A 24,799-nucleotide genomic window follows, 5' to 3' on the forward strand; every position below is an offset into this window, starting at 1 on the left:
GTCTGTGGTCTCCTGTGGCGTCAGATGAGGACGATGCCCTCGGCAACGCCGATGGCGCGAAGGTCTCGGTACCAGCGCTCGACCGGGTGCTCCTTGGTGAAGCCGTGCCCGCCGAGCAGTTGTACGCCGTCGAGGCCGATCTGCATTCCCTTGTCGGTGGCCAGCTTCCGGGCGAGTGCGGCCTCGCGGGCGAAGGACCGCCCCTGTTCCGCGCGGGAGGCGCCGCGCAGCGTCACCAGCCGCAGGCCGTCGAGTTCGATCGCGATGTTCGCGACCATGAACGCCACCGCCTGGCGGTGGCTGATCGGTTCGCCGAATGCCTCCCGCTCGTTGACGTACGGGATCACGTAGTCGAGGACGGCCTGCCCGGTGCCGACCGCGAGTGACGCCCAGCCGAGCCGGGCCAGCCGGATCACGTCGGCGTAGTCGGCCGCGCGCTGGTCGGCGTCGCCCTCGCCGAGGATGGCGGACTCGGGGACCGCGACATCGGTGAGGTTCAGCCGGCCCAGGCCCGCGGCACGCAGACCCATACTCGGGTCCGCCTCCACGACAAGGCCCTTCGCGTCGGACTCGACGATGAACAGGGCGGGACGGCCGTCCAGTTCGGCGGCGACGACGAACAGCTCCGCATCCGCGGCGGCGGGCACCATCGACTTGACGCCGTTGAGCTTGTAGCCGCTGGGGGAGCGGACCGCCTTCGTCTGCAGCGCGAACGGGTCGAACAGGGCACGCGGCTCGGTCACGACCAGCGCCGCGGCCGGCACGTTCTCGCCGGTGAACGACGGCAGGTATGTCTTCTGCTGCCCCTCGGAACCGAACTGGGTGAGCGCGACCGCTACCCCGCTCGGCGCGAGAATCGGCAGCGCCAGACCCATGTCGCCGTGGGCGAGGGCCTCGGCGACCAGCGAGTTGGTCACCGCACCGCGCTCGGTGGCGACACCCTCGAACTCCTCGGGCACGTTGATCAGGGTGATGCCGAGCTCGGCGGCGCGCTTGCCCAGGTCGGCGGGCGAGGCGGCGGCCTCGTCTGCGTCGTGGGCGGCGGGGCGCAGGATCTCGGCCGCGAAGTCGCGGACGGTCTCGACGATCATTTGCTGCTCGTCGGTGGGGGTCAGATCGAAGAAGTCGGCGTTCTTCGCCTCGCCCGCGGGCAGACGGGTCGGCTTGCTGCCTCCTGCCACCTTCGCGAACGTGCGGGTCGCGGCGCCGAGCGTCTTGAAGCCGGTCTTGGTGCCCTCGTATGTGACCCGGTTGATCGGCTCGCGGAGGTTGTACTTCTCGGCCAGGTCGGACCCGGTGATCTTGGTCAGCACGCGCATGGCGGCGCCCATCGCGTCCCGCTTGATCGGGTTGAGGCCGACCGCGGAGGTGTCGCGGGGGCGGCGAGCCGGCGAATCGTCTGTGCGGCGAGCGGCACCGTTCGTTGTCACAACGCTGTCTTGCTTGCTCATGATCACCATTTCTCGGTGTTCGGTCTCGGACGGAAGTATCTTACTGCGGAGTAAGAAGTGAAGTCGAGAGTACACCGGAATTGCCGCTCGACAAGGTGTCCGTGGACCACTTCGGCCGCTCCGCCGATCCTCCACGGAACCTTCACAGGTCCCTCCCGGAATTCCCACATCCGGGCCATACAGTCGAGGCCATGACCCAGCGCACCGTACTCGTGGTGGAGGACGACCGGACCATCGCCGACGCCATCGCCGCCCGGTTGCGGGCCGAGGGGTACGCGGTGCGGACCGCCTCCGACGGTCCCGCGGGCGTCCGCGAATGCGCCTCCTGCCTTCCCGATCTCGTCGTGCTGGACGTGATGCTCCCCGGATTCGACGGCCTCGAGGTGTGCCGCCGGATCCAGGCCGAGACCCCCGTTCCGGTCCTGATGCTCACCGCCAGGGCCGACGAGACCGACATGGTGATCGGGCTGGGTGTTGGCGCCGACGACTACCTGAGCAAGCCGTTCAGCATGCGGGTGCTGGTGGCCCGGGTGGCGGCTCTGTTGCGGCGGGTCGAGCGGGCGGGCGCAGGCCCGGACACCGAGGTGCTGACCCTCGGCGCCCTGGCGATCGACCTGACCGCCCGGCGGGTCCGGCGGGACGGCGCCGAGGTGCACCTCACCCGCACCGAGTTCGACCTGCTCGCCCACCTGGCGACGAGGCCCGGCGCCGCGATGGCGCGTGACGCCCTGCTCGAACACGTGTGGGGGTGGGGCGGTGGTGCGACCAGCCGTACCGTCGACAGTCACGTGAAGGCGCTGCGGCGCAAACTCGGCGGCGACCTGATCCGCACCGTGCACGGCGTCGGCTACGCGGTCGAGGTGCCGCGATGAGATGGCCCCGGCCCCTCGACCCGTTCCGCTCGTTCAAGGTCAAGACCGGCCTGCTGGTGGTGGTATCGGTGTTCGCGGCGTCGGTGACGTTCTGGTTCGCCTCGAACTGGCAGTTCCGCTTCGCGCTCGGCGTCGCGCTGCTGGTTTCGCTCGCGGTCACGCAGGTTCTCGCCCACGGGATGACGTCACCGCTGCGGGAGATGACGGCGGCCGCGCGGGCGATGGCCACCGGCGACCTGTCCCGGCGAGTCCGTGCCACCTCGCGCGACGAGATCGGTGAACTGGCACGGGCATTCAACCAGATGGCCGAGGACCTCGAGGCCGACGACCGGTACCGGCGGGAGCTGATCGCGAACGTCTCGCACGAGTTGCGGACCCCGATCGCGGGCTTGCAGGGAGTGCTCGAGAACGTCGTCGACGGTGTCGTGGAACCGGACGCCGCGACACTGCGTACCGCGCTCGACCAGACCGAACGGCTCGCGGACCTGGTGCGTGACCTGCTCGACCTGTCCCGGCTCGAGGCCGGGGTGGTTCCGGTGCGCCGGACGGACTTCGAGGTCGTACCGTTCCTGCGGAAGGTGATCGACGAGCGTGCCGACCAGGCCGCCGCGGTCGACATCCGGCTCGACGTGCGCCCCGCGACGTTGCGCGCGAATGCCGACACCGCCCGGCTGCACCAGGTCGTCGCCAACCTGGTGGACAACGCTCTGCTGCACGGGGCGTCGACGCACGTGCTCTTGCGGGCCTCGTCGGACGCGGCCGGCGCGCTCGTGCTCGACGTGCACGACGACGGGCCGGGGATCGCCCCGCCGGATCGTGCCGGTGTGTTCGAACGGTTCACCCGGGGCGGCACCAGCGGCGGTGGCACCGGCCTCGGTCTCGCCATCGCACGGTGGGCGGTCGACCTGCACGGCGGCCGGATCGGGGTGCTCGACACCGAGTCGGGATGCTGCATCCGGGTGGAGATTCCGCCCGCCTGAAACCACGAAAGCACTTCGGGACGTGGACCGTTCGGGTCCACGCGTCCCGCGATGGCGCCTGCCCGCATCGGTCCGGGCGGCGCACGGAAGGAGAAGCCCATGACCACCTCGACCGTAGGACCACCCGCGGTGACACCGGTCGCAGGCCCGGCCCGGGCGAGTGCATGGCGTCCCGACCGGACGTCGGTGGCGCCGCCCGCGGCGATGTCGGCGGCGCTGGGCGCGGGCGTGCTCGCCGCGGCGCTGCTGGGGGCCCCGAGCATCGCCTACCCACTCGTCGGCGCGGCCGTCGTTGCCGCTGCACTGACCAGCGTGCGCCCCCGGCCGACCCGCGGCCTGCTGCTCGGCTGCGCTGCCGCGGTGCTGCTGCTCGCGGTGGCGGCGGTGCGAGACGAGCCGGTGCTGGTGGCGCTGTCCGTCGCGGCAAGTTGGCTCGTTGCGTCGGTGGCGCTGCTCGGGGTCCGCACCTGGACGGGACTGCTGCTCGCCCCCGCGGCGCCCTTGTGCACACCGGTGCGGGTGACCGGTTGGGTGCACCGAGGGTGGGCGCGGGGCCGGGCCGGGGCCGGTGTTCGCGTGGGTCGCGTCCTTGTCGTTTCCGCGGTGAGCGTCGGCCTGGTCGCCGTGTTCGGATCGCTGTTCGCCGCAGCCGATCCGGAATTCGAGAGGCTCGTCGGCGGAGTGGTTCCGCGTGTGCACGTGGACGATCCGGTCGGGCGGATCCTGCTGGGGGCGATCGTCGCGGCCGCCACGTTGTCCCTGACCTACCTGCGGCGGCAACAGCCCCGGATCGACACTCTGGCCCCGTCGCCGGGGCGGTCGATCGTCCGCTGGGAGTGGGCCGTTCCGCTGGCCGCCCTGGATCTGCTGTTCGCCGCGTTCGTGACCGTCCAGGCGAGAACGCTGTTCGGCGGTGACGGCCACGTCCTCGGCACCCGCGACCTCACCTATGCGGGATATGCGCGCCAAGGCTTCTGGCAACTGTGCGCGGTGACCGCGCTGACACTGGTCGTGATCGCTGTCGCGGTCCGCAAGGCCGACCTGACGGCGCCCCGCGGCCGGACGCTCGCCCGCATCCTGCTCGGGGCCCTGTGCCTGCTCTCGCTGGTCGTGGTGGCCTCCGCGCTGCACCGAATGTCGCTGTACCAGAGTGCCTTCGGGTACACCCGGCTGCGCCTGTGGGTGTCGGCGGCCGAGTTCTGGTTCGGTTCCGTGTTCGCGCTGCTACTGGTCGCGGGAATCCGCATGCGTGGACGTCTCCTGCCCCGGGCCGTGCTCGCGTCGGCCGTCGCCGCCCTGCTGACCTTCGCGGCCCTCGGCCCCGACGGCCACGTCGCCGACCGCAACGTCGAACGTTACGAACGAACCGGCGACATCGACGTCGACTACCTGCGCACCCTGTCGGTCGACGCGGTGCCTGCGTTGGACCGACTTCCCGAACCGTTGCGATCGTGCGCGCTCGCCGGGACGGGCACGCCCACCGCCGCACCGTGGTACGAGTTCAACGCCGCCCGCGCCCGTGCCCGCGACATCCTGCGCGAGCGACCCGTCGACCCGGACGCGGTCTGCGCCGGCCCTGTCGTGGTCGGCTGAACTCGACGCCCGCGGATCCGGGAACGGCCGTCTTGACCCTGACATCGTGTGAGGCCGCAGACTCGGGACATGACCGACACCACCGAGTTGATGTCCATCGGGGAGTTCTCGTCACTGACCCGGATCAGCGTGCGGATGCTGCGGCACTACGACGCCCACGGCGTGCTGATCCCGGCGGTGGTCGACGACGCCAGCGGCTACCGCAGGTATCACCCGGAGCAGACCGCCGATGCCGCGCGCATCCGGCGGCTGCGGGACGTCGGGTTCGGCGTGTCCGCCATCGGGGCGCTGCTCACGACGGCCGGGACTCCCGCCTACGTGCGTGCGCTGCAGATGCACCGCCGCACCCTGGCCGAGGAGGCCGAACTGGCCCGGACCCGACTGATCGCCCTGGACCGCATGCTCGACGAGACCATCGAGGAGAAGACCATGACCGGAGTCGAACTGACCGAGATGCCCGCCCACACCCTGGTGTGCCTGCGCGGCACCGTCGCGAACTACGCCGCCGAAGGTGAACTGTGGCAGCGTTTCCTACCCGACCTGCAACGCCAGGGCATCACACCGACCGGCCCCGGCGGATGCATCGAACACGACGGCGAGTTCCGTGAGACGGACGTCGACGAATCGGTGTTCCTGCCGGTCGCGCCAGGGACGGTCGCCCTGGAACCGCTGACGACCGTCCCCGTCCCGGTCCGGCGCGTGGTGGTGGCCACCGTGACCGGGCCGTACGACCAGGCGATCCCGCGCGCCCACGAGGCGATCGCCGCGTACCTGGCCGAGCACGGACTGTCCGCGTCGCGGACCCCGGACGACGTGACCACGCACCACTTCAACGTCTACCGCAACGACCCGAGCAGCACGCCCGAGGCGGAACTGCAGACGGCGGTGTATCTGCCCGTCAAGTGACCACACCGGCGCCGCGCCCGGAACCCGGGCGCGGCGGCGGTCACCGGTCAGCGCAGTCGCCGCAGAACCTCTTCGTGCAGCGGACCGTTGGTGGCGACGGCGCTGCCGCCGTGCGGGCCGGGTGTGCCGTCGAGTGCGGTGAAGCGCCCGCCCGCCTCACGGACCAGCAGATCCAGCGGTGCCAGGTCCCACAGCGACACCTCGGGTTCGGCGGCGATCTCGAGGGTCCCCTCGGCGAGCAGGCAGTAGGACAGGAAGTCGCCGTAGCCGCGCACCCGCCACACCGCGTCGGTCAGGTCCAGGAACCGGTCGCGGATGCCGAGGTCGCGCCAGCCCGACAGGCTCGAGAAGCTCAGGCTCGCCGACTCGAGGCGGTCGACGGCGGACACCGTGATCCGCCGCGGCTCCGCGGCCTCGAAGGTCGTGAACGCGCCTGCGCCGGCGGACGCCCACCACCGCCGCGAGAGGGCGGGGGCGCTGACCACGCCGACGACCGGGACTCCGTCCTGCAGCAGGGCGATCAGCGTCGACCACACCGGCACGCCGCGGACGAAGTTCTTGGTGCCGTCGATCGGGTCGACCACCCACTGCCGGCCCGTGAAGTGGGCCTCGCCGCCGAACTCCTCACCGAGGACCGCGTCGTCCGGACGTTCCTTCGCGAGGATCGCCCGGACCTCCCGCTCCACCGCGAGATCCGCGTCGGACACCGGCGTCAGGTCCGGCTTGTCGTCCACCCGCAGGTCCAGGGCGCCGAATCGGTCCCGGGTGATGGCATCGGCGGCGTCGGCGATGCGGAGGGCGAGGTGCAGGTCGGCGGAGAGATCGGTCACGGATGCACAGGTTACCGCCGCCGCCTGTGGTCACGCCGCGGCGGCGACCTCACGCAGCAGTCCGGTCGTGACGTCGAAGACGAATCCGCGCAGCGACGTCGTCGCCGTCACGAACGGACTGGTCTCGATGCGCAGCAGCGACTGGCGCACATCCTCGTCGAGGTCGCCGAACGCCTCCGCCGACCACGCCGGCTCGATGCCGGTCTCGTCCTGGATGCTGCGCTTGAAGGCGTCATCGGTGAATGTCAGCATCCCGCAGTCGGTGTGGTGGATCAGGATTATCTCGGTGGTGCCGAGCAGGCGCTGGCTGATCGCGAGGGACCGGATCTCGTCGTCGGTGACGACGCCGCCCGCGTTACGGATCACGTGTGCCTCGCCGTCCTCCAGACCGAGGATCCGGTACACGTCGAGCCGGGCGTCCATGCAGGCGAGCACTGCGACGTGCCTGCTGGGTGGGAGCGGCAACGGGCCGCTGAACGTGCGGGCGTAGTCGGCGTTGTTGCGCAGGTATTCGTCGGTCACGCTCATCGTTGCTCCGTTCGTCGGGCAGAGAAATGGTCCGTGCATCGAACGCCGCACTTCCCGATCGCACAAGGGTTCTGCGCACCTCGGCCGCGGGCGAGCGGCGGCGGACGGCATTGCAGTCCGCCGCACCCGGTAGCCTTGACTCTTGTGCATCCCGACGTTTCCTCAGACCTCGCCGAACTCGACACCACCCTGACCACCGTCGAGACGGTGCTCGACGTCGAGGAGTTGCGCCGGCGCATCGACGAACTCGAACACCAGGCCGCCGACCCCGACCTGTGGAACAACCAGGAACACGCGCAGCAGGTCACCAGCCAGCTCTCGCACGCCCAGGCCGAGCTGCGTCGCGTCGTCGACCTGCGGTCGCGGCTCGACGACATGTCGGTGCTCTACGAACTCGCCGAAGAAGAGGGCGCCGACGCGGTGGCCGACGCCGACGCGGAGCGGACGAGCCTGCGCGCCGACATCGAGGCGATGGAAGTCAAGACCATGCTGTCGGGGGAGTACGACCCCCGTGACGCGCTGGTCAACATCCGTTCGGGCGCCGGCGGCGTCGACGCTGCGGACTGGGCCGAGATGCTCATGCGCATGTACATCCGCTGGGCCGAGAAGCACGGCTACGGCGTCGAGGTCTACGACACGTCCTACGCCGAAGAGGCGGGCATCAAGTCCGCGACCTTCGCGGTGAAGGCGCCGTACGCGTACGGCACCCTGTCCATCGAGATGGGCACCCACCGGCTCGTCCGGATCAGCCCGTTCGACAACCAGGGCCGCAGGCAGACCTCCTTCGCCGAGGTCGAGGTGCTGCCCGTTGTCGAGACCACCGACCACATCGACATCGACGAGAACGACGTGCGCGTCGACGTCTACCGCTCGTCCGGCCCGGGTGGACAGTCCGTCAACACCACCGACTCCGCCGTGCGCCTGACGCACATCCCGACCGGCATCGTCGTCACCTGTCAGAACGAGAAGTCGCAGCTGCAGAACAAGGTGTCCGCGATGCGGGTCCTGCAGGCCAAACTCCTCGAGCGCAAGCGCCAGGAGGAGCGCGCCGAGATGGACGCGCTCAAGGGCGACGGCGGCAGCTCGTGGGGCAACCAGATGCGCTCCTACGTCCTGCACCCGTACCAGATGGTCAAGGACCTGCGCACCGAGTACGAGGTCAACAACCCGTCCGCGGTGCTGGACGGCGACATCGACGGGTTCATCGAATCCGGCATCCGCTGGCGGATGCGCGGAGAGCAGGACTAGTTGACCACCCTCGCGGTCGGCTGGGGCCCGGAGACGACCAACTTCGAGACCTGGCTGAAATCGAGCGGCCTGGAGATCGTCCTCTACGTTCTCGGGGGACTGCTCGTGGGCCGGTTCCTGTCCTGGGCGGGCAATCGCGTCACCGATCGCATCGACCTGAACTACAACCAGGGCGACGCCCTGGTGCGGTCCGAGGCTACCAAGCACCGGCACGCGCTCGCACAGGTGATCACGTGGGTGGCCGTCACGATCGTGTACGCCCTCGTCGCGATCGAGGTACTGCAGCGGCTCGGTTTCTCCGTCAGCAGTCTCGTCGCACCGGCCACCGTGCTCGGTGCGGCCCTCGGTTTCGGCGCGCAGCGAGTGGTGCAGGACATCCTGGCCGGCTTCTTCATCATCGCCGAGAAGCAGTACGGCTTCGGTGACGTCGTGCGGATCGCGATCACCGGCTCCGGCGACGACGCCTACGGCACCGTCGAGGACGTGACGCTGCGGGTCACCCGCCTGCGGTCCTCCGACGGTGAGGTGATCACCGTCCCGAACGGGCAGATCGTCAAGGCGGTCAACCTGTCGAAGGACTGGGCCCGCGCCGTCGTCGACGTGCCGATCCCGGCGACCGCGGACCTCAACCACGTCAACGACGTGCTGCGCACGGTCTGCCGGGAGGCGTTCGCCGACCTCGACCTCGAACCGCTGCTGCTCGACGCCCCGACCGTGATGGGCATCGAGTCCATCGAACTCGAGACGGTCAACATCCGGGTCGTGGCCCGCACCCTGCCCGGCAAGCAGTTCGAGGTCGGGCGCGCGCTGCGGATCCGGGTCGCGGCCGCGTTGCGCCGCGAGGGCATCTTCCTCGGCCCCGACCTGACCACAGACCACGGAGACGCGACGTGACCCGACGCGACGGCACCGAGAGCGGCCTGATCTCGGACGAACCGATCAAGCCGGCGCGGAAATGGACGTGGCCGAAGCACCTCGGGCGGATGCGCACCTCGACGGTGCTGCTGATCGTCGGCTTCCTGGCCGCCGCCCTGCTCCGGGGCTACTTCATCCAGGGCGAGCCGCAGCCGAACCAGGAAACCGGGGTTCAAGCACCGGCCGCGGAGACCACCTCGCAGCCGGTGCCGCAGCGGAGCACGACGACCGTGCACGCGACGACACCCACGACCGTGACCACGACACCGTCGCCCAGCGCGTCGTCGCCGAGTCCGGCGGAGGCCGGGACGAGCGCGACCCCGACCACGTCGCCGCTGATCGTGTTGCCGCCCGGGCTGGTTCCGTCCGGTGTGGAGCTGCCGCCCGGAGTGGTGGTCGAGACCACCACCGAGCCTGCGCCGACGACACCCTGACCGCCGCCGCACCCACGACCTGCGCGCCCGTCGTCCGCCGGTGCGGCGCCGCCGGGCATGTCTAGACTGGCTCCTCGTGATCAGCGTGGAGAGTGTGTCCAAGTCCTACAAGGCGTCCTCGCGTCCCGCGCTGGACAAGGTGACCGTCTCGATCGACAAGGGCGAGTTCGTCTTCCTGATCGGCGCGTCAGGCTCCGGGAAGTCGACGTTCATGCGCCTGCTCCTCAAGGAGGAGACCCCGACGTCCGGGGACATCCACGTCGCCGACTTCCACGTCAACAAGCTCACGGCCCGGCGGGTGCCGAAGCTGCGGCAGTCGATGGGCTGTGTGTTCCAGGACTTCCGGCTGCTGCCGCGCAAGACGGTCTCGGAGAACGTGGCGTTCGCGCTCGAGGTCATCGGCAAGCCGCGGAACATGATCGAGCGGACCGTGCCCGAGGTGCTCGACCTGGTCGGCCTGTCCGGAAAGGCGGACCGCCTGCCGCACGAGCTGTCCGGCGGCGAGCAACAGCGTGTCGCGATCGCGCGCGCGTTCGTGAACCGGCCGCTGGTGCTCCTCGCCGACGAGCCGACCGGCAACCTCGACCCGGACACCAGCGGCGACATCATGCTGCTGCTCGAGCGGATCAACCGGACCGGCACCACGGTCCTGATGGCCACCCACGACAACCACATCGTCGACTCCATGCGCCGCCGAGTGGTCGAACTCGACCTCGGCCGCGTGGTGCGCGACGAGGCCCGGGGCGTGTACGGCGTGGGGCGTTAGCCCCGCACGCGTCCGAGATCCAGCCCCGACACACGAAGGACACCACTCCCGATGCGCGCCAGCTTCATCCTCGGCGAGGTCTTCACCGGACTGCGCCGCAACATCACAATGACGATCGCGATGATCCTCACCACCGCGATCTCCCTCGCCCTGTTCGGCGGCGGCCTGCTTGTCGTGCAGATGGCAGGCAAGACGCAGCAGATCTTCCTGGACCGCGTCGAGGTGCAGATCTTCCTCACCGACGACGTGTCCACCTCGGATCCGGGGTGCACCCAGGACATCTGCAAGGGGCTGCGCGAGGACCTGGAGAACACCGACTCGGTGGTGTCGGTGCAGTACCTCAACCGCGACGACGCGGTCGCGGACGCGAAGGAGCGGGTGTTCAAGGACCAGCCGGAACTGGCGTCGATGGTCAGCCCGGAGGCACTGCCCGCGTCGTTCAAGGTGCGGCTGTCGGACCCGGACAAGTTCGGCGTGGTCGAGGACGCGTTCATGCTCCGGCCCGGCGTCGACAGCGTTCTCAACCAGCGTGACCTCGTCGAGCGGCTGTTCAGCGTGCTCGGCGGCATCCGCAACGCCGCGTTCGCGATCGCGATCGTGCAGGCGATCGCATCGATCCTGCTGATCGCCAACATGGTGCAGATCGCGGCGTACACCCGCCGTACCGAGGTCGGGATCATGCGACTGGTCGGCGCCACCCGCTGGTACACGCAGTTGCCGTTCCTGCTGGAGGCGATCGTCGCCGCGCTGGTCGGCGCGGTGCTCGCGATCGCGGCGCTGTTCACGGCCAAGAGCCTGTTCATCGACGACGTGCTCACCGACGTGTACGACGCCAACATCGTGGCCCGGATCTCCAACAGCGACGTGCTGCTGGTCTCGCCGATCCTCGCCCTCGTCGGCGTCGGCATGGCCGCCGTCACCGCGTACGTGACGTTGCGCCTGTACGTGCGTGAATAACCGGTTGCCCGATCGAACTATCCTGGTCTGTGGTGAAACCGATTCACCGCTGATCGTTTGCTCACCGCTGTGGACCGAAGGGGCCCGAACGTGAAGGAAAAGGGCCGCAAGGTCATCGCCACCAACCGCAAGGCGCGGCACAACTACACCATCCTCGACACCTTCGAGGCCGGGATCGCGCTCGTCGGCACCGAGGTCAAGAGCCTGCGTGAGGGCAAGGCGTCGCTGGTGGACGCCTTCGCGACCGTCGACGACGGCGAGGTGTGGCTGCGCGGACTGCACATCCCCGAATACGGGCACGGCAGCTGGACCAACCACTCGCCGCGACGCACCCGGAAGCTGCTGCTGCACCGCCGTGAGATCGACAACCTGGTCGGCAAGTCCCGCGAGGGCAACCAGACGCTGGTGCCGCTGTCGATGTACTTCAGCGACGGCAAGGTGAAGGTCGAACTCGCCCTCGCCAAGGGCAAGCAGGACTACGACAAGCGGCAGGACATCGCCCGCCGCACCGCCGAACGTGAAGTCACCCGCGAGCTCGGACGTCGGGTGAAGGGCATGAGCCGCTGACTTCGCCGCGGCGGCGCGAGCCGTGACGGCTGTCCTGCTCGCCCTGCTCGCCGCCGTCGGATACGGGGTGAGCGACTTCGTCGGCGGGCTCGCCTCGCGGCGCGTCGCGGCGTTGCGGGTGGTCATCGTCTCGTACCCGGTCTCGCTGCTGATGGCCCTGGCCGTCGCCCCGCTCGCCGGTGGTTCGCTGACGTGGTCGACCGCGCTGTGGGGCGCCGCGTCCGGGGTCGCCTCCGGGATCGCGGTGTGGTGGTTCTACCTCGCGCTGGCGGACGGGCCGATGTCTGTGGTCTCCCCGCTCACGGCGATCCTCGTCGCCGGGATCCCCGTGCTCGTCGGGTTCGCGACCGGGGAGCGGCCGGGTGCCCTCGCCCTCACCGGTGTCGTCCTGGCGCTGGTCGCGGTGGTGCTCGTCAGCCGCGAGACCCCCGAAGCGGCGGGGGAGGCCGTCGACGGGCATCGGGCCCGGTTCACCCCGGCCGTCGCCTGGCTGACGGTCGGGTCCGGCGTGGCGTTCGCGCTTTCGTTCGTGAGCCTGCACCGGATCGGGGACGGAGCCGGGCTGTGGCCGCTGGCGGTGTCGCGGGCCGCGGCGACCGCCGTCGTATGGGTGGTCGCGCTCGGGGCGCGGCAGTTCGCAATGCCCCCGCGGCAGGTCGCGCGGCTCGCCGTCGGGATCGCGCTGCTCGACGTGGTCGCGAACGGTGCCATGCTCTACGCGTTCTCGGGCGGAATGCTCTCGCTCGTCGCGGTGATCGGATCCCTGTACCCGGCCGCGACCGTGCTGCTGGCGATGACGATGCTCGGCGAAAGAGTCGGCCGGCTGCAGCAGGTGGGGATGGGCCTCGCGGTCGCCGCGGTCGCGCTGATCGCCCTCGCGTGAGCGAGTCCGTCAGCGCGCGGCCGCGCCGTTGCCGGTGTACTTCGCGGCGACCGAGGTCGGCATCACCTCGTAGCGCAGGTGCGCGCGGGCGAACTCGGCGGTGCCGTGGGTGAGTGAGCGCAGATCCACCGGGTACCGGGCCAGCTCGATCTCCGGGACCTCCGCCCGCAGCAGCGCGGTACCGGGTTCGGTGGTCTCGGTGCCGAGCACGTGCCCGCGCCGGGCCGACAGGTCGCCGAGCACCGCGCCCAGGTAGTCGTCGGGCAGGATCACCCGCACCGCGGCGACCGGTTCGAGCAGGCGGATCTCGGTCCGGCTCGCGGCGTCCTTGAGTGCCAGCGCTGCGGCCGTCTGGAACGCGGCATCCGACGAGTCCACCGAGTGCGCCTTCCCGTCGACGAGGGTGACCCGCACGTCGACGAGAGGATGCCCGGTCGCGACCCCGGACCGGAGCTGGGTCCGGACCCCCTTCTCCACCGACGGGATGAAGTTCTTCGGGACCGCGCCGCCGACCACCCGCACCGCGAACTCGAAGCCCTCCCCGGCGGGCAACGGTTCGACCTCGAGGTCGCAGATCGCGTACTGGCCGTGACCTCCGGACTGCTTGACCAGCCGACCGTGCCCGGCCGAGCTGGCGCCGAACGTCTCCCGCAACGCCACCTGATACGGCACGGTGTCGACATTCACCCCGTGCCGGGTGCGCAGCCGGTCCAGGGTGACCTCGGCGTGCGCCTCGCCGGTGCACCACAGCACCAGCTGATGGGTCTGCGGATTCTGCTCCAGCCGCAGCGCGGGATCCTCGACGGTCAGCCGGGCCAGCGCCTGCGACAGCTTGTCCTCGTCGGCCTTGCTGTGCGCCTCCACCCCGATCGGCAGCAGCGCCGCCGGCAGCGGCCAGAGCGGCATCGGTGCGGTCGCGGGATCGTCGGCGAGCGTGTCACCGATGTGCGTGGACGCCACCTTCGGCACGCACACGATGTCGCCGGCGATCGCCTCGGGGACCGGATGGGTCGACTTCCCGAACGGTCCCGCAAGCGTCGTCACCCGGTCCTCCACGGCGCCCTCGGGTCCGAGCACCTGCACCCGCGAGTCGGGGCGTAGCGTGCCGCTGTACACGCGCACCAGATTGATGCGGCCCACGTAGGCGTCGCCGGTGATCCGCACGACCTGCGCGGTCAGCGGTGCGTCCGGGTCCGCGGTCGGGCCGGGGCCCGCCCGGTGCGTCGGATCCGGGAACGCCCCGGCGATCAGGTCGAGCAGTTCCGCGGCGCCGAAACCGGTCTCGGTGACCGCCAGCGCGGGATGGAGTGTGCAGTCGACGATCTCGTGCCGCAGCCCGGCGAACAGCGAGTCGGTGTCGAGTTCCTCGCCGGCCAGGTAACGCTCCATCAACGTGTCATCGAGGCCGGAGATCGCCTCGACGAGACTTTCCCGGGCGGCGGCGGTGTCGGGTGCGGCGCCGACCTCCCCGTAGCCGCGGCCGGTCAGCAGGTCGACGGAGCCGCTCGGGGTGCCGCCGTCCAGCACCGGCACGAACACGGGCCGCAGGGTGTCCGGCCCGAGACCGAATGCGTCGTGGCAGGCGGTGAGGATGTCGTCGAAGCTCTCCCTGGCGAGGTCGAGTTTCGACACCGCGATCGCCCGCGGCACCCCGAACTCCGTCGCCTCCCGCCACAGTGCCCGGGTCGGTGCCGTGACCGGGTCGGTGGCCGAGACGACGAACACCGCGGCGTCCGCGGCCCGCAACCCGGCGCGCAGTTCCGCGTCGAAGTCGGGATGTCCGGGTGGGTCGAGCAGATTGATCCGCACACCGTTCCAGTCCAGCGGCAGCACCGTGAGTTGCACCGACCGCTGCTGCTGGTGCTCGATGTCCTCGTAGTCGGACACGGTCGTGCCGTCCACCACCCGACCGGCCTTGCCGATCGCGCCGGTGGTGAGGGCGAGCGATTCGGCGAGGGTGGTCTTGCCGACCCCGCTGCACCCGACGAGCACCACGTTGCGGATCTGTTCGGGACCGGTGACGGGCGCGGCCTGGCTTGCGCGGGACGAAGTTCGGTCGGCCACGTCGGCCTCCTCGCGGTAGCGGTGTCGGCTCGCAGTCGAGTCTAGGCCCGCAGCCCCACCGCAACCGGACGATTCGACACCGCCGCCCCGTCTACTCGGCGACCCGCTCCCACATCTGGAGGTACGCCTCCGCGCCGCGGCTCATGTCCTCGATGATCCGATCGCCGTCGTCGCCGGCCACGTTCCGCATGTCCTCGATCCAGTCGGGGATCAGCCCGTACTGGGCGACGCCGTCGACGTTCAGGTCGAAGACGCGTTCGCCGGTCCGCTGCCGGTCCATCACCGTGCCGCCGTCGAAGGTCGTGTACGGGTAGTGCAACGGATCCGCCGCGGCGTTCGCACGCGGACGGGCCTGCGGACCGAACCCGTTGGTGTCCGCGCCGTATCCGAAGCCGAAGTAGTGGTCGTCGCTGCGCATCTCGCGGGCCTCACGCCACGCGGAGACGAAGTCCTCCTTCTTCGGATCGTCCTGCAGGCTCGACGCGTACGCGGCGACGAACCCGCCGAGCGCGTAGATCCGCCGATAGTTGAGCGGATCGGTCCAGCTGTGACTCGACACCACACCCGAGTACTTCGCCTCCTCGAGGATGCGCAGGGTGTCCTCGGCGGTCTTCACGCTCATGTGGTCGACGTCGACGATCATGCCGCGTTCCATCATGCCGCGGACCATGTGCTCGCCGAGGTCGGTCAGGCCGCGGGTGTTGCACAGCGGTCCCGACGGGTACACCGGGGTGGTCACTCCCGGCGGCAGCGCGGCGAGCGCCTCGGCCGGACCGTCACCCACCGACAGCAGCTCGTTGTCGTGCTCGGGTGTCGTGCACGGCTCGGCCTCCCAGAACCGGCCGGTTCCGATGAAGTTTCCGACGTTGACCGCCACACCCTGGATCCCCGGGTCGAAGCGCACGCCGCCGAAGGCGTTGTCGAACTTGTGGGTGACGATCATCTGCCGGACGCCCATCGCGTACACCTCGTCGAGGCCGCGGTCGATGTCCGCCTCGGTGCACTGCGGCACGTCGTTCCGGATGCTGCAGCCGAACGGCTCCGACGTCTCGATGCCGATGGTGACGGCCAGTTTCCCCTCGCTCGCGACCTTGCGGACCTCGGCGGGGGAGCTGACGATCCGGAACCAGCCGCGGCCCGGTCCGCCGTACTGCGCGTCGATGTAGTCCTGCATCTCGTGCACCTGCTGCGCCTGCGCACGGATGGTGTCCATGTCGTTGCACGAGCGGTTCTTCAGCGGGTACACGTCGCACAACACCCGGTTGTTGACCAGCAGGTTGGTGAAGATCCGCAGGCCGCCGCGCCAGGCCCGCTCGACCCACCGGTAGTAGGTCTGCTCGTGGGTCAGCGAGTCGGCGTTGGGCCAGTCCTCGAAGGTGGGCCAACCGACGGTGTCGTGCTCGGCGACCGGGCTGCCGTGCGAGAGGATGTTCTCCAGCAGTGCCGGGAACCCGTCGGTTCCGTGGTCGGCGCAGTCGCGCAGGGCGACGGTGATGCCCTGCGGGTCGAACGGGGTGCCGCAGTGCACCTGGCCGCCGATGAACAGGTTGGCGTCGAGGTGCACGTGGGCGTCGATGAAGCCGCGCACCTCGCCGTTCGGTCCGGTCCCCGACAGTGGGGTTCCGGTCGCGTTCACCTCGGAGTCGGGGAAGTCCGCGCAGCCCGACGTCGGGACGAGGGTGAACCGGCCGCCGTCGGGGTCGACACCCGGATCGGTGGAGAACAGTCGTCCCTGGTTGGCGGTGAGCTGGTCGCCGGTGTCGGTGGAGACGATGCTGTACACGCCGTCTGTGTGGGTGAGGGTCCAGTCCGTCGCGGGGGTCGCGTCCCGGGTCGGCACGATGGCCGAGTCCGCGGCGGGATCGGGCAGGAGTCCGCCAGCGCTGCCGTGGGAGAGCATGTTGCCACCGCGCGCGTAGAACATGAACCGGCCGAGCTGGGCGGCGTGCAACCGGAAGGGCTCGCCGTCGCCGGCGGTCGCGGCGTCGACGCGGTAACCCTCCGGGGTGAGCCGGGTGAAGGCGCCCGAGCCCTCGGACCGCAGTGCATAGCAGCCGTTCGCGAGCCCGAACACGGGGTCGTCGCCTGGGCCTGTGCTGGGCGGCTCGGGTGCGGCCGCGGCGGTCGCGGCGCCGGCAACGAGTGACAAGGCGACGGCGAACGCGGTCACGATGCGGGCTGCGGATTTCATCTGTGTCGGAAGTCTCCCCGTGGGACGGCTGTGGCGTGAATCATCCACCGAACTGGGTCCGCAGCGTAGGGGGATGCTGGACGAATGTCCAGGTTTGCGCTCGCCGACACGCCGGACTGGAAATCAGGATGATTTCTCGGCGCCGGGGCGTTACAGTGTGTGGTCCCAGCAAGTCGCTGGGTACGTGCGGGGCTGAACGGTTTCGACTGCGTACGTTTAGTTTGGGGAAGCGTGTCGGTGCAGGCAAGAGACCACCGTAAGCGTCGATGCAACCAATTAAGCGCCGATTCCAATCAGCGCGACTACGCTCTCGCTGCCTAAGTAGCGAAGCGTGTCTGTCAGTCCGATCTCGCCCTCGGGTCGGGTACTGGCATCAGCTAGAGGGCTTCACCTACCGGCTCGGTCACGGAGTCGGATGGGACATCAAACAGTGACTGGGATCGTCATCACGGCTTGTTCGCGAGACCGGGAGATCCAAGTAGAGGCATAGCGAACTGCACACGGAGAAGCCCAGGCAAATTTGCGTAGGACCCGGGTTCAATTCCCGGCAGCTCCACAAGAAAAGCCCCCCACTCGTACAGATGCGAGTGGGGGGCTTTCCTGTTTGGTCGGGATGAGCGCGACGGACGGGCGCTGTCTCGTTCCGGCTAGTGTTGGCGCCGTGGACACCAGCGATGTCGACTTCGCGCACACCGATCAGGCGGACCGCAAGCGGCGGGAGAAGGCGCTCGGTCTGGCCCGATTCGTGTGGGACCGCGGCATCAGTGGCGCGGAGCTGCTCGCGATGCCCGACGACCGGCTCCGCAAGCTGGCCCGCGCCGCCGGCGCCAACCCGCCGAGCACGAGGGAGACGTGGAGCGTCGTCGCCGAACTGCTCGACGAGAAGACCCGCTGGGCGGGTACGCATCCGGACGACCCGCGGGCGGTGCCCGCACACGCCGACGAGAAGATCACCTGGGTCAAGCCGCCGCTACCGCCGTGGCCGACGCACTGACCCCTCCGCCGACCGGAGCACCGGTCAGCAGTTGCTCGGCGCAGGCACCCCGGCGAAGCGGTCGCCGAGATATCCGAACGCGCCGGGGATGCCCTCGATGGCAGCGGGACCGTGATCGCCGGGCAGCACGTTGAACAGCACCCGCGTGCCGGACGCGCACCAGCGGCTCATGGTCGCGGATGTCGAGTCGAGTGGGGCCAACTGGTCCCCGGTTCCGTGCCAGGCGAACACCGGCGCCGCGGGGGATCGGGGATACGTCAGCAGGCTGTTCTCGTCGAAGACGGTGCGCATCGGGGGTGCCAGTACCCGGCCCGGGTCCTGCGTCACCTCGACGGTGCTGTGACCGGCGCCGCCGTCGATGATCTGCTGCGAGCAGGCGTTGACCATCTGGTCGCGCAACGCCACCCCGGCGGGAGTGAGAAAGGGCGAGACCATGATCTGCGACGGATACTCCCGTTCGAGTCCGAGGGTTGCGGCAAAGGCCAACCCGAACAGCGGATGCGGTGCCGGGCCGAGGCCGGCGGCCATCTCGCTCAGGTTGGTGGGCACCCCGCCCTGCGCGACCCCGACGATCGGCAGGTCGGGGGCGTAGGTCGGGGCCAGGGTCGCGGCCCAGCCGGTGGCCATGCCGCCACCGGAGTAGCCGACCAGACCCACCGGGCTGCGCACGAGGCGCATCTCGGGCACCTGCTTGGCGGCGCGGATCCCGTCGAGCACGATCTGCCCGCCCAGCCGGGCGGCGCCGTACGCGCTGGTCGGGCCGAGGTGGTCGGGCAGCGCCACGGCCCAGCCGCGCAGCAGCAGGGGGCCGAGGGCGGGGGCCTCGGTGAACTGGCCGTTGAACAGTGTGTGCGAGGGCCCGCACTGGGTGCCGAGCGAATTGATGATCGCCTGATACGACACCAGCGGGCGGTCCACGCCGCCGCGCGGCACCATCACCGTGGTCGCCGCCGCGATCGGGGCGCCGGACGAGTTCGTGGAGCGGAACAGAATCTGCCAGCCGTCGGCGTTGCCGTACCGGGAGACGTCGACGGGTCGGGTGCGGAGCACGTCGCCGTTGGCGCGGGCCGCGAGGTCGGGCGGCGCCCAGTAGAACGGATCCGGATCGGCGACCGGTGTCGTCGGTTGGGCCTGGACTGTGGGGGTGGCGAAGAGGAGGCAGGCGAGCAATGCGAATGCGGCCGCTGCGGACCGCCCGAGCAAGGTGCGCATGGAAGTCCCTTTCCGCCCTACAGCGTAAACGGTTCGCGGCCCGTGCGTGACGTTCACCACTGTCTGGGTGAAGATCGCGCACGGGCGCGCAGCGCAGCGGAGCCGCTTTGTTGCACGGGCGCGCAGCGCAGCGGAGCCGCCGCACTGCACGCCCGTTGCACGGGCGCGCAGCGCAGCGGAGCCGCCGCACTGCACGCCCGCACCGTCAGTAGGCGGTGTTGATCGGCCCCGTGGTCCATGTCCCGGATCGGGTCACCGTGCCGGTGTCGACGCGGGCCGGTCCGGCGGTCCTGTCGATCGGGACGAACTGCTCGATCGAGCCCCAGTCCCGGTCCCAGTCGTGGGCGAGGTACGACGGGATGGTGCGGGCGCCGAGGAGCATGCCGGTCCAGCCGAGCGGTCCGCCGCCGGCGTGGTCCTGCCAGCGTCCGGTGGTGATGGCGCCGTTCCGGTCGGGCAGGATCCGGAAGCCGGGCACCTCCGCGACACCGTTGCTGTGCTGCATCTGGGCCTGGCAGGGGAAGTTCAGTCCGACCATCCAGTCCAGCAGGACCGGCGTCTGCGTGCCGACGACCTCTTGCAGCGTCTGCGTCCGCGGTACCCGCGGCGGGGTGAACGCGAGCCACTGGTCGCCGGCGATGTCGTTGTCGGCCGCGACGATCCGCACGACGTCCGCCTCGGCGGGGAGGCGGTCGAGCGGCACCCGCAGGTTCCGCCACGACGGGACCGGACCGATGTCGATCGGGCCGGTCGCGCCGAGCGCGCGCACACCGCCGGCTTCGGTGACGCCGTACTCGACGTCGAGTCGCTGTCCGTAGGTGACGACGCCGTCCGCGTCGACGGAGTACACGCGCCCGGCGACGGCGATGGAGATCAAGTCGCCGCGCGAGCCGGACGCGTCCTGGTCCGGGAGCCGGTACCAGTCGGTCGTCACGGTCGCGGCGCCCGAGGCGCCGTAGCTGCCGAGGACCGGGGTGGTGTCCGGGTCGAGCCCGAACGGCAACGCCACGGTGGACCCGTTGACGCCTTCGCCGCCGAACCCGCCCGCGGTGCCCGCTCCGGCGGTGGATTCGGTGTCGTCGGTGCGGTCGATGGTGTTCGCGGTGCCCGCCGCCAGATCCTCCTCGTCGGGGGTGAGGTCGGCGGCGACACCGTTCGGGGTGAACCCGTCCGCGCCGCCCGCGGCCAGTGCCCCCGCGATGTCGCCGGACAGCGGTCGGAGGGTCGAGACGTTCGGGTCGGTCTCCAGCAGAACGTCGTTCGCCAGACCGCAGCTGTTCCCGGTGAGGGCGTCGATGTTGGACCGCGCGATCGAGTACGCCGGGTACTGGGAGATCGCGCCCTTCGCAAGCGAGAGCACCTCGAACAGCACCATTGCGGCCGCGGCGACGGCCAGCGGCGAGATCGCCCACAGCCGACCGGGTTCGCGGCGCCGGTCCGCGGTCGGGTGTACGTGGTACCAGGCCGCGACCGCGAGCAGGAGCATAGTGACACCGAGGAGCAGGGTCGCGAACCCGATGCCTGCGACGGACGGCGGCTTGTCCCACCACGGCACGCCGTAGCTCGACACGTACCACCAGCCGTTGATGCTGACGAACGACATGGTGACGGCGAACGCGACCGCCGCCGCGAACAGGGCGCGGTTGCGCCGCGACCGCAGCACGGCCGGTGTGACCGCGACCGCGGCGACCACCGCGACCGACGCGGCGAGGCCCGCGTAGATGCCGAAGTGGTGGGTCCACTTGGTCGGCGCGAACATCATCAGCACCATCGCGCCGAGGGTGATGCCGACGATGCGTCGGGTCGGCCCCTGGGCGGTGCCGGGGATCTGCCCGCCGCGGCGCAGCATCGCGATGATCACGGTGACCAGGGACAGGATCATCGCGAACACGGCGAACTTGCGCGACAGCGAACCGTCGACGCTGATCTGCAGCAGCCACTGGTAACGCAGGTACTCCATGAACCAGGGGTCGTCGGGGCCGATGGCGTGCACCTTCTGCATTTCGAGCACGGCAGCGAGGGTCTGGTCCGCGAAAATCAGGGCCAGCACCGACACCCCGGCCGCGATCAGCGGCAACAGCACGGCTGCGTAACCGGCCGCGACGCGGAGCGGAGCGGAGCCGGCGCCCGAGACACTGCGCGCGTGGTCGGCGATGATCCGGGCGATCGGTTTCGCCCCGGCGATCAGCGCGGCGAAACAGATGAGGCCGGACGGGCCCGCGGTGACGGTGATCGCGCCGATCAGGATGGCCGCGGCGGCCGGCAGCAGGCGGCGCGTCGCGACGGCTCGCTCGACCGAGCACCAGGTCGCGAGCACCCCGACCGCGACGATCGGCTCGGGCCGCAGGCCGTTGTTGAACGGCAGCCAGAACGCCAGGAACACCAGCGCTCCGGTCCACAGCGGGCCTCGGGACGCGCGGGCGGCGGCGCCGAGGCGCGGCGCGACCTCCCGGCTGATCAGCCACCAGCCGACCAGGCCGGCAACGAGCGCGGGCAGTCGCATCCAGATGCTCGCCGTGGAGACCTGCGTCATCCAGGCGAGGACGTCGTAGAACGGGGTACCGAACGGGGCCTCGGGGACGCCGAACCAGCGGAAGTAGTTCGCCATGTATCCGGCCTCGCCCGCGGCGCGGGCCATGCCGAGCTGGTAACCGTCGTCCGAGGTGTTCGCGCCGATCACGTGCCAGACGGCGAGGGTGCCGACGACCAGCGCGTCGATGCGGGTGAACGACCACCACCGGGCGGGCAGGATCCGCCGGGAGCGGCGGCCGTCGGCGGTGTCGATGCGGTGCAGCGCGACCAGCGACACCGCGGTCGCCAGCGCGGTCAGCACCATCGCGGCGAACTTGAGCGGCGTCGGGGAGGTGGTGAAGCGGGTGTCGAGCTGCGCGGTCACCGCCAACCCGTCCGGCGCGGGGCCGGCCAGTTGCGAGAAGATCCCGACCATCTGCGGCCGCAGGTCCTCGTCGAGGACGGTGGTGACGGAGTTCTGGCGGACTGTGGTGGTGGTGGCGTCGGCGTGCACGGCGATCGTGCAGTCGGGGCCGAGGGCGCCCACCGGCTTCGACAGCAGCACCCGGTTGCGGACGATCACGTCCAGACGGTGCGGGTCGGAATCGGTGACGACCTTCGCGACCAGGCCGTACCGCTCGGCATCCGGGGCGCCGACCGGGGACGTCGACACCACGACACCGCCGGCGTCGGCGAGTTGCGACACGGCGGAGCAGGGGATCGTGACGTCCAGATCGGTCGGCGCGTAGGACACCAGCGGCGCGGTGACACCGGTGGTCGCGCCGTCCTGCGGCCAGCTCACCGAGGCGACGGTCTGGCGGACGGGTAGGAACGGAATCGAGACGGCCAGCAGGATGCCGAGCAGTGCGCTGACCGCTGCGACCAGCCGCGGTCCGCGCAGTCCGGCGGGCGGTGCCGGAATTCTCGGTGGCGCGGGTTCGGCAGTCGTCTTCGTGTCCGTCACGTCTCGAAATGCTAACGACTCGTCCCGGCTTGCCTGCAGACCCGCAGGTCCCGGCCTTGTTAGCCTGACCGGATGTGGTGGGACGAAGGTGGGTACGGCAGCGCCGGCGCCTCGGGGGAGTTGCCGATGTTTCCGCTGGGCACGGTGCTGCTCCCGGGCGAGACGCTGCCGCTGCAGGTGTTCGAACCGCGGTACCTGACGATGGTCGACCACTGCACCGCCTCGCCGGACCGGCTGCGGTTCGGGGTGGTGCTCATCGCCCGCGGCCATGAGGTCGGCGGCGGGGACGAACGTACCGGGGTGGGCACCGTCGCCCGGATCGTGCAGTGCAGGCCCGTGCCCGGTGCGCGTCTGCTGCTCGGGTGCGTCGGGGAGCAGCGGATCCGAGTGGACGAGTGGCTGCCGGACGACCCGTACCCGCGGGCGCTCGTGCGGGTGTGGCCGGACGAGCCCTCGGTCCCGTCCGAGGCGCACGTCACGATCCTGACCGCTCGGATCGACGAGTTGACCGACGTGACCGCGGCCCTCGCCCGCGAACAGGGCGGGCAGGCTCCGCGTTACCCGGACTGGGACGAATTGCCCGCCGATCCGGGCGCCCGCGCTTTCGCGCTCGCGCGGACCCTGCCGCTGGGTCCGATCGATAAACTGCGAGTGCTGTCCGCGCCGGGGCCCGCCGAGCGGGTGATCGTGCTGGCGGATGCGCTCGCCGATGTCGTCGCCGCGCTGCGGTTCCGGCTCACTGGGCAGGGTGGTGCAGATCGGGAGGCGTGATGCGCGGTGACACGGCGGTGGTCGCGGCGGTCGCGGCCGGGGGCGCGGTCGGTGCTCTCGCGCGATACGGACTGACGCTGGCCATGCCGGTGCAGGGCGGGCAGCTGCCGTGGGCGACGGCCACCGCGAACGTGACCGGGTGCTTCCTGATCGGGATCCTGATGGTGCTCGTCACCGAGGTGTGGAGCGCGCACCGGCTGCTGCGGCCGTTTCTCGGTGTGGGGGTGCTCGGCGGCTTCACCACCTTCTCCACCTACGCGGTCGAGGTCCGCGGCCTGTTCGCGGACGGGCACGTTCCGCTGGCGTTCTTCTACCTGGTGGGCTCGGTGGTCGCGGCACTGGCCGCGGTCCTGGCCGGACTGTGGATCACCCGGGTCGTCGCCGGCGACCGGGTCGGGAAAGGAACCTGACATGCGTGCCGACGAGCCCACTCCCGCAGCGTCGCCCACCCACACGATCGAATCCCGGCCGGAACTGCGGTTGTCGATCATCCTCGGCCTCGACGACCTGTGGCATCACAAGCCCAAGTACCAGGAGATCGTGCGCCGGGCCCGGGACGCCGGCCTCGCCGGTGCCAGTGTCTGGCGGGGCATCGAGGGCTACGGCGCGTCCTCGCACATTCACACCACCCGACTGCTCGACCTCGCGGACGGGCTTCCGGTGCTGGTGGTGATCGTCGACGAGGAGTCGCGGATACGCGGGTTCCTGGAGGGCGTCGCCGAACTGCTGACCTCGGCGACCGTCACACTCGACCGGGTCGAGCGAGTACATGTGAGCGATCGGGCGTGACGGTTCTGCTGGTCCTGCTCGGCGGGGCGGTCGGGGCCCCCGCACGTTTTCTCCTCGACCGCGCGGTCCAGTCCCGTCACGACAGCGCGTTCCCGTGGGGGACGCTCAGTGTCAACGTGATCGGATCGCTGATCCTCGGCGGGCTCGCCGGCGCCGCAACCGCCCACGACAGCGCGCTGTGGACCCTGGTCGGCACCGGTTTCTGCGGCGCGCTGACCACGTTCAGCACCTTCGGCTACGAGACGGTGCGGCTGTTCGAGGATCGGGCACGGCTCTACGCCGTCGCGAATGTCGTGCTGAACGTGGTGGCCGGGATGGGCGCGGCCGTCCTCGGGTTCGCCGCGGCCGGCGCGATGGTCGGATGACCGGCACG

Annotated in this window: 23 protein-coding genes and 1 other RNA gene; 17 read left to right on the forward strand and 7 right to left on the reverse strand. The window is 70.4% G+C overall.

Going from position 1 to position 24,799, the window contains the following annotated elements; genetic code table 11:
- Nucleotides 1–20: 20 nt before the first annotated feature.
- Complete coding sequence (locus ACWDUM_RS16900) at nt 21–1,457, reverse strand: acyl-CoA dehydrogenase family protein (RefSeq protein WP_450134855.1); 1,437 nt, start codon at nt 1,455–1,457, stop codon at nt 21–23.
- Nucleotides 1,458–1,642: 185 nt separating this feature from the next.
- Here ACWDUM_RS16900 and ACWDUM_RS16905 point away from each other — a divergent pair, with 185 nt between their 5' ends.
- The 4 genes from ACWDUM_RS16905 to ACWDUM_RS16920 all read left to right on the forward strand — a co-directional run bounded on the left by ACWDUM_RS16905 (nt 1,643) and on the right by ACWDUM_RS16920 (nt 5,802).
- The gene (locus ACWDUM_RS16905) at nt 1,643–2,323 is read left to right on the forward strand and encodes a response regulator transcription factor (protein ID WP_450116705.1); all 681 of its coding nucleotides are present in this window, start codon (nt 1,643–1,645) and stop codon (nt 2,321–2,323) included.
- The gene (locus ACWDUM_RS16910) at nt 2,320–3,303 is read left to right on the forward strand and encodes a HAMP domain-containing sensor histidine kinase (protein ID WP_450134856.1); all 984 of its coding nucleotides are present in this window, start codon (nt 2,320–2,322) and stop codon (nt 3,301–3,303) included. The genes ACWDUM_RS16905 and ACWDUM_RS16910 overlap by 4 nt, the downstream gene beginning before the upstream one ends.
- A gap of 99 nt (nt 3,304–3,402) precedes the next feature.
- Nucleotides 3,403–4,896 carry a DUF4153 domain-containing protein gene (locus tag ACWDUM_RS16915; RefSeq protein ID WP_450134857.1) on the forward strand — a complete coding sequence of 498 codons (1,494 nt, stop codon included), beginning with the start codon at nt 3,403–3,405 and terminating at the stop codon, nt 4,894–4,896.
- A gap of 69 nt (nt 4,897–4,965) precedes the next feature.
- On the forward strand, nt 4,966–5,802 hold the full coding sequence (locus ACWDUM_RS16920; protein WP_450134858.1) for a MerR family transcriptional regulator: 837 nt from the start codon (nt 4,966–4,968) through the stop codon (nt 5,800–5,802).
- Between the two features lie 47 nt (nt 5,803–5,849).
- Here ACWDUM_RS16920 and hisN read toward each other — a convergent pair whose 3' ends face one another.
- Together hisN and ACWDUM_RS16930 are read right to left on the reverse strand one after the other, a co-directional pair.
- The gene (gene hisN, locus ACWDUM_RS16925; RefSeq protein WP_450134859.1) at nt 5,850–6,632 is read right to left on the reverse strand and encodes a histidinol-phosphatase; all 783 of its coding nucleotides are present in this window, start codon (nt 6,630–6,632) and stop codon (nt 5,850–5,852) included.
- A gap of 30 nt (nt 6,633–6,662) precedes the next feature.
- Nucleotides 6,663–7,160: a beta-class carbonic anhydrase gene (locus ACWDUM_RS16930; protein ID WP_450134860.1), complete on the reverse strand. Its 498-nt coding sequence runs from the start codon at nt 7,158–7,160 to the stop codon at nt 6,663–6,665.
- Between the two features lie 144 nt (nt 7,161–7,304).
- Between ACWDUM_RS16930 and prfB the strand changes: the two genes are divergently transcribed.
- The 7 genes from prfB (at nt 7,305) to ACWDUM_RS16965 (ending at nt 12,930) form a co-directional block, all read left to right on the forward strand.
- Nucleotides 7,305–8,408: a peptide chain release factor 2 gene (gene prfB / locus ACWDUM_RS16935; protein ID WP_450116711.1), complete on the forward strand. Its 1,104-nt coding sequence runs from the start codon at nt 7,305–7,307 to the stop codon at nt 8,406–8,408.
- Nucleotides 8,409–9,302, forward strand: a complete 894-nt coding sequence (locus ACWDUM_RS16940) for a mechanosensitive ion channel family protein (protein WP_450116712.1) — start codon at nt 8,409–8,411, stop codon at nt 9,300–9,302.
- Nucleotides 9,299–9,757 carry a hypothetical protein gene (locus tag ACWDUM_RS16945; protein WP_450116713.1) on the forward strand — a complete coding sequence of 153 codons (459 nt, stop codon included), beginning with the start codon at nt 9,299–9,301 and terminating at the stop codon, nt 9,755–9,757. The genes ACWDUM_RS16940 and ACWDUM_RS16945 overlap by 4 nt, the downstream gene beginning before the upstream one ends.
- A 76-nt stretch (nt 9,758–9,833) precedes the next feature.
- On the forward strand, nt 9,834–10,523 hold the full coding sequence (gene ftsE / locus ACWDUM_RS16950) for a cell division ATP-binding protein FtsE (protein ID WP_450116714.1): 690 nt from the start codon (nt 9,834–9,836) through the stop codon (nt 10,521–10,523).
- A 51-nt stretch (nt 10,524–10,574) separates the two neighbouring features.
- The gene (ftsX, locus tag ACWDUM_RS16955; RefSeq protein ID WP_450116715.1) at nt 10,575–11,480 is read left to right on the forward strand and encodes a permease-like cell division protein FtsX; all 906 of its coding nucleotides are present in this window, start codon (nt 10,575–10,577) and stop codon (nt 11,478–11,480) included.
- Between the two features lie 90 nt (nt 11,481–11,570).
- Nucleotides 11,571–12,047, forward strand: a complete 477-nt coding sequence (smpB, locus tag ACWDUM_RS16960) for an SsrA-binding protein SmpB (RefSeq protein WP_450134861.1) — start codon at nt 11,571–11,573, stop codon at nt 12,045–12,047.
- Nucleotides 12,048–12,069: 22 nt separating this feature from the next.
- Nucleotides 12,070–12,930, forward strand: a complete 861-nt coding sequence (locus ACWDUM_RS16965; RefSeq protein ID WP_450134862.1) for an EamA family transporter — start codon at nt 12,070–12,072, stop codon at nt 12,928–12,930.
- 9 nt (nt 12,931–12,939) lie between these two features.
- Here ACWDUM_RS16965 and ACWDUM_RS16970 read toward each other — a convergent pair whose 3' ends face one another.
- Complete coding sequence (locus ACWDUM_RS16970; RefSeq protein ID WP_450134863.1) at nt 12,940–14,994, reverse strand: elongation factor G; 2,055 nt, start codon at nt 14,992–14,994, stop codon at nt 12,940–12,942.
- A 91-nt stretch (nt 14,995–15,085) separates the two neighbouring features.
- On the reverse strand, nt 15,086–17,185 hold the full coding sequence (locus ACWDUM_RS16975; RefSeq protein WP_450134864.1) for a membrane dipeptidase: 2,100 nt from the start codon (nt 17,183–17,185) through the stop codon (nt 15,086–15,088).
- 188 nt (nt 17,186–17,373) lie between these two features.
- Here ACWDUM_RS16975 and ssrA point away from each other — a divergent pair.
- Together ssrA and ACWDUM_RS16985 are read left to right on the forward strand one after the other, a co-directional pair.
- Nucleotides 17,374–17,744: a transfer-messenger RNA gene (gene ssrA, locus ACWDUM_RS16980) on the forward strand.
- 102 nt (nt 17,745–17,846) lie between these two features.
- A complete protein-coding gene (locus ACWDUM_RS16985; protein ID WP_450116720.1) occupies nt 17,847–18,179 on the forward strand; it encodes a hypothetical protein in 333 nt (110 codons plus the stop codon).
- 24 nt (nt 18,180–18,203) lie between these two features.
- Here ACWDUM_RS16985 and ACWDUM_RS16990 read toward each other — a convergent pair whose 3' ends face one another.
- Together ACWDUM_RS16990 and ACWDUM_RS16995 are read right to left on the reverse strand one after the other, a co-directional pair.
- Nucleotides 18,204–19,391, reverse strand: a complete 1,188-nt coding sequence (locus tag ACWDUM_RS16990) for a lipase family protein (protein WP_450116721.1) — start codon at nt 19,389–19,391, stop codon at nt 18,204–18,206.
- A 205-nt stretch (nt 19,392–19,596) separates the two neighbouring features.
- Nucleotides 19,597–22,866: an arabinosyltransferase domain-containing protein gene (locus tag ACWDUM_RS16995; RefSeq protein WP_450134865.1), complete on the reverse strand. Its 3,270-nt coding sequence runs from the start codon at nt 22,864–22,866 to the stop codon at nt 19,597–19,599.
- A gap of 72 nt (nt 22,867–22,938) precedes the next feature.
- On the opposite strand from ACWDUM_RS16995, the gene ACWDUM_RS17000 reads away from it, so the two are divergent.
- From ACWDUM_RS17000 to crcB (ACWDUM_RS17015), 4 genes are read left to right on the forward strand one after another with little or no spacing between them, the layout of a single operon-like run.
- The gene (locus tag ACWDUM_RS17000) at nt 22,939–23,637 is read left to right on the forward strand and encodes an LON peptidase substrate-binding domain-containing protein (protein WP_450134866.1); all 699 of its coding nucleotides are present in this window, start codon (nt 22,939–22,941) and stop codon (nt 23,635–23,637) included.
- Nucleotides 23,637–24,047, forward strand: coding sequence for a fluoride efflux transporter CrcB (gene crcB, locus ACWDUM_RS17005; protein WP_450116724.1), 411 nt, complete (start codon nt 23,637–23,639; stop codon nt 24,045–24,047). Before ACWDUM_RS17000 ends, crcB (ACWDUM_RS17005) begins: the two co-directional genes overlap by 1 nt.
- Before the next feature lies 1 nt (nt 24,048).
- Nucleotides 24,049–24,426, forward strand: coding sequence for a DUF190 domain-containing protein (locus ACWDUM_RS17010; RefSeq protein WP_450134867.1), 378 nt, complete (start codon nt 24,049–24,051; stop codon nt 24,424–24,426).
- Complete coding sequence (crcB, locus tag ACWDUM_RS17015; RefSeq protein ID WP_450116726.1) at nt 24,423–24,791, forward strand: fluoride efflux transporter CrcB; 369 nt, start codon at nt 24,423–24,425, stop codon at nt 24,789–24,791. The genes ACWDUM_RS17010 and crcB (ACWDUM_RS17015) overlap by 4 nt, the downstream gene beginning before the upstream one ends.
- Nucleotides 24,792–24,799: the final 8 nt, after the last annotated feature.

The organism is Rhodococcus sp. NPDC003322, assembly GCF_053589555.1.

Coding starts and splice junctions, on each gene's coding strand:
- ACWDUM_RS16975 (WP_450134864.1), bottom strand. CDS start 17,185: ATGAAATCCGCAGCCCGCATCGTGACCGCGTTCGCCGTCGCCTTGTCA.
- ACWDUM_RS17010 (WP_450134867.1), top strand. CDS start 24,049: ATGCGTGCCGACGAGCCCACTCCCGCAGCGTCGCCCACCCACACGATC.
- ftsX (WP_450116715.1), top strand. CDS start 10,575: ATGCGCGCCAGCTTCATCCTCGGCGAGGTCTTCACCGGACTGCGCCGC.
- ACWDUM_RS16930 (WP_450134860.1), bottom strand. CDS start 7,160: ATGAGCGTGACCGACGAATACCTGCGCAACAACGCCGACTACGCCCGC.
- ACWDUM_RS16910 (WP_450134856.1), top strand. CDS start 2,320: ATGAGATGGCCCCGGCCCCTCGACCCGTTCCGCTCGTTCAAGGTCAAG.
- ACWDUM_RS17000 (WP_450134866.1), top strand. CDS start 22,939: ATGTGGTGGGACGAAGGTGGGTACGGCAGCGCCGGCGCCTCGGGGGAG.
- ACWDUM_RS16905 (WP_450116705.1), top strand. CDS start 1,643: ATGACCCAGCGCACCGTACTCGTGGTGGAGGACGACCGGACCATCGCC.
- crcB (WP_450116724.1), top strand. CDS start 23,637: ATGCGCGGTGACACGGCGGTGGTCGCGGCGGTCGCGGCCGGGGGCGCG.
- ACWDUM_RS16990 (WP_450116721.1), bottom strand. CDS start 19,391: ATGCGCACCTTGCTCGGGCGGTCCGCAGCGGCCGCATTCGCATTGCTC.
- ACWDUM_RS16920 (WP_450134858.1), top strand. CDS start 4,966: ATGACCGACACCACCGAGTTGATGTCCATCGGGGAGTTCTCGTCACTG.
- ACWDUM_RS16915 (WP_450134857.1), top strand. CDS start 3,403: ATGACCACCTCGACCGTAGGACCACCCGCGGTGACACCGGTCGCAGGC.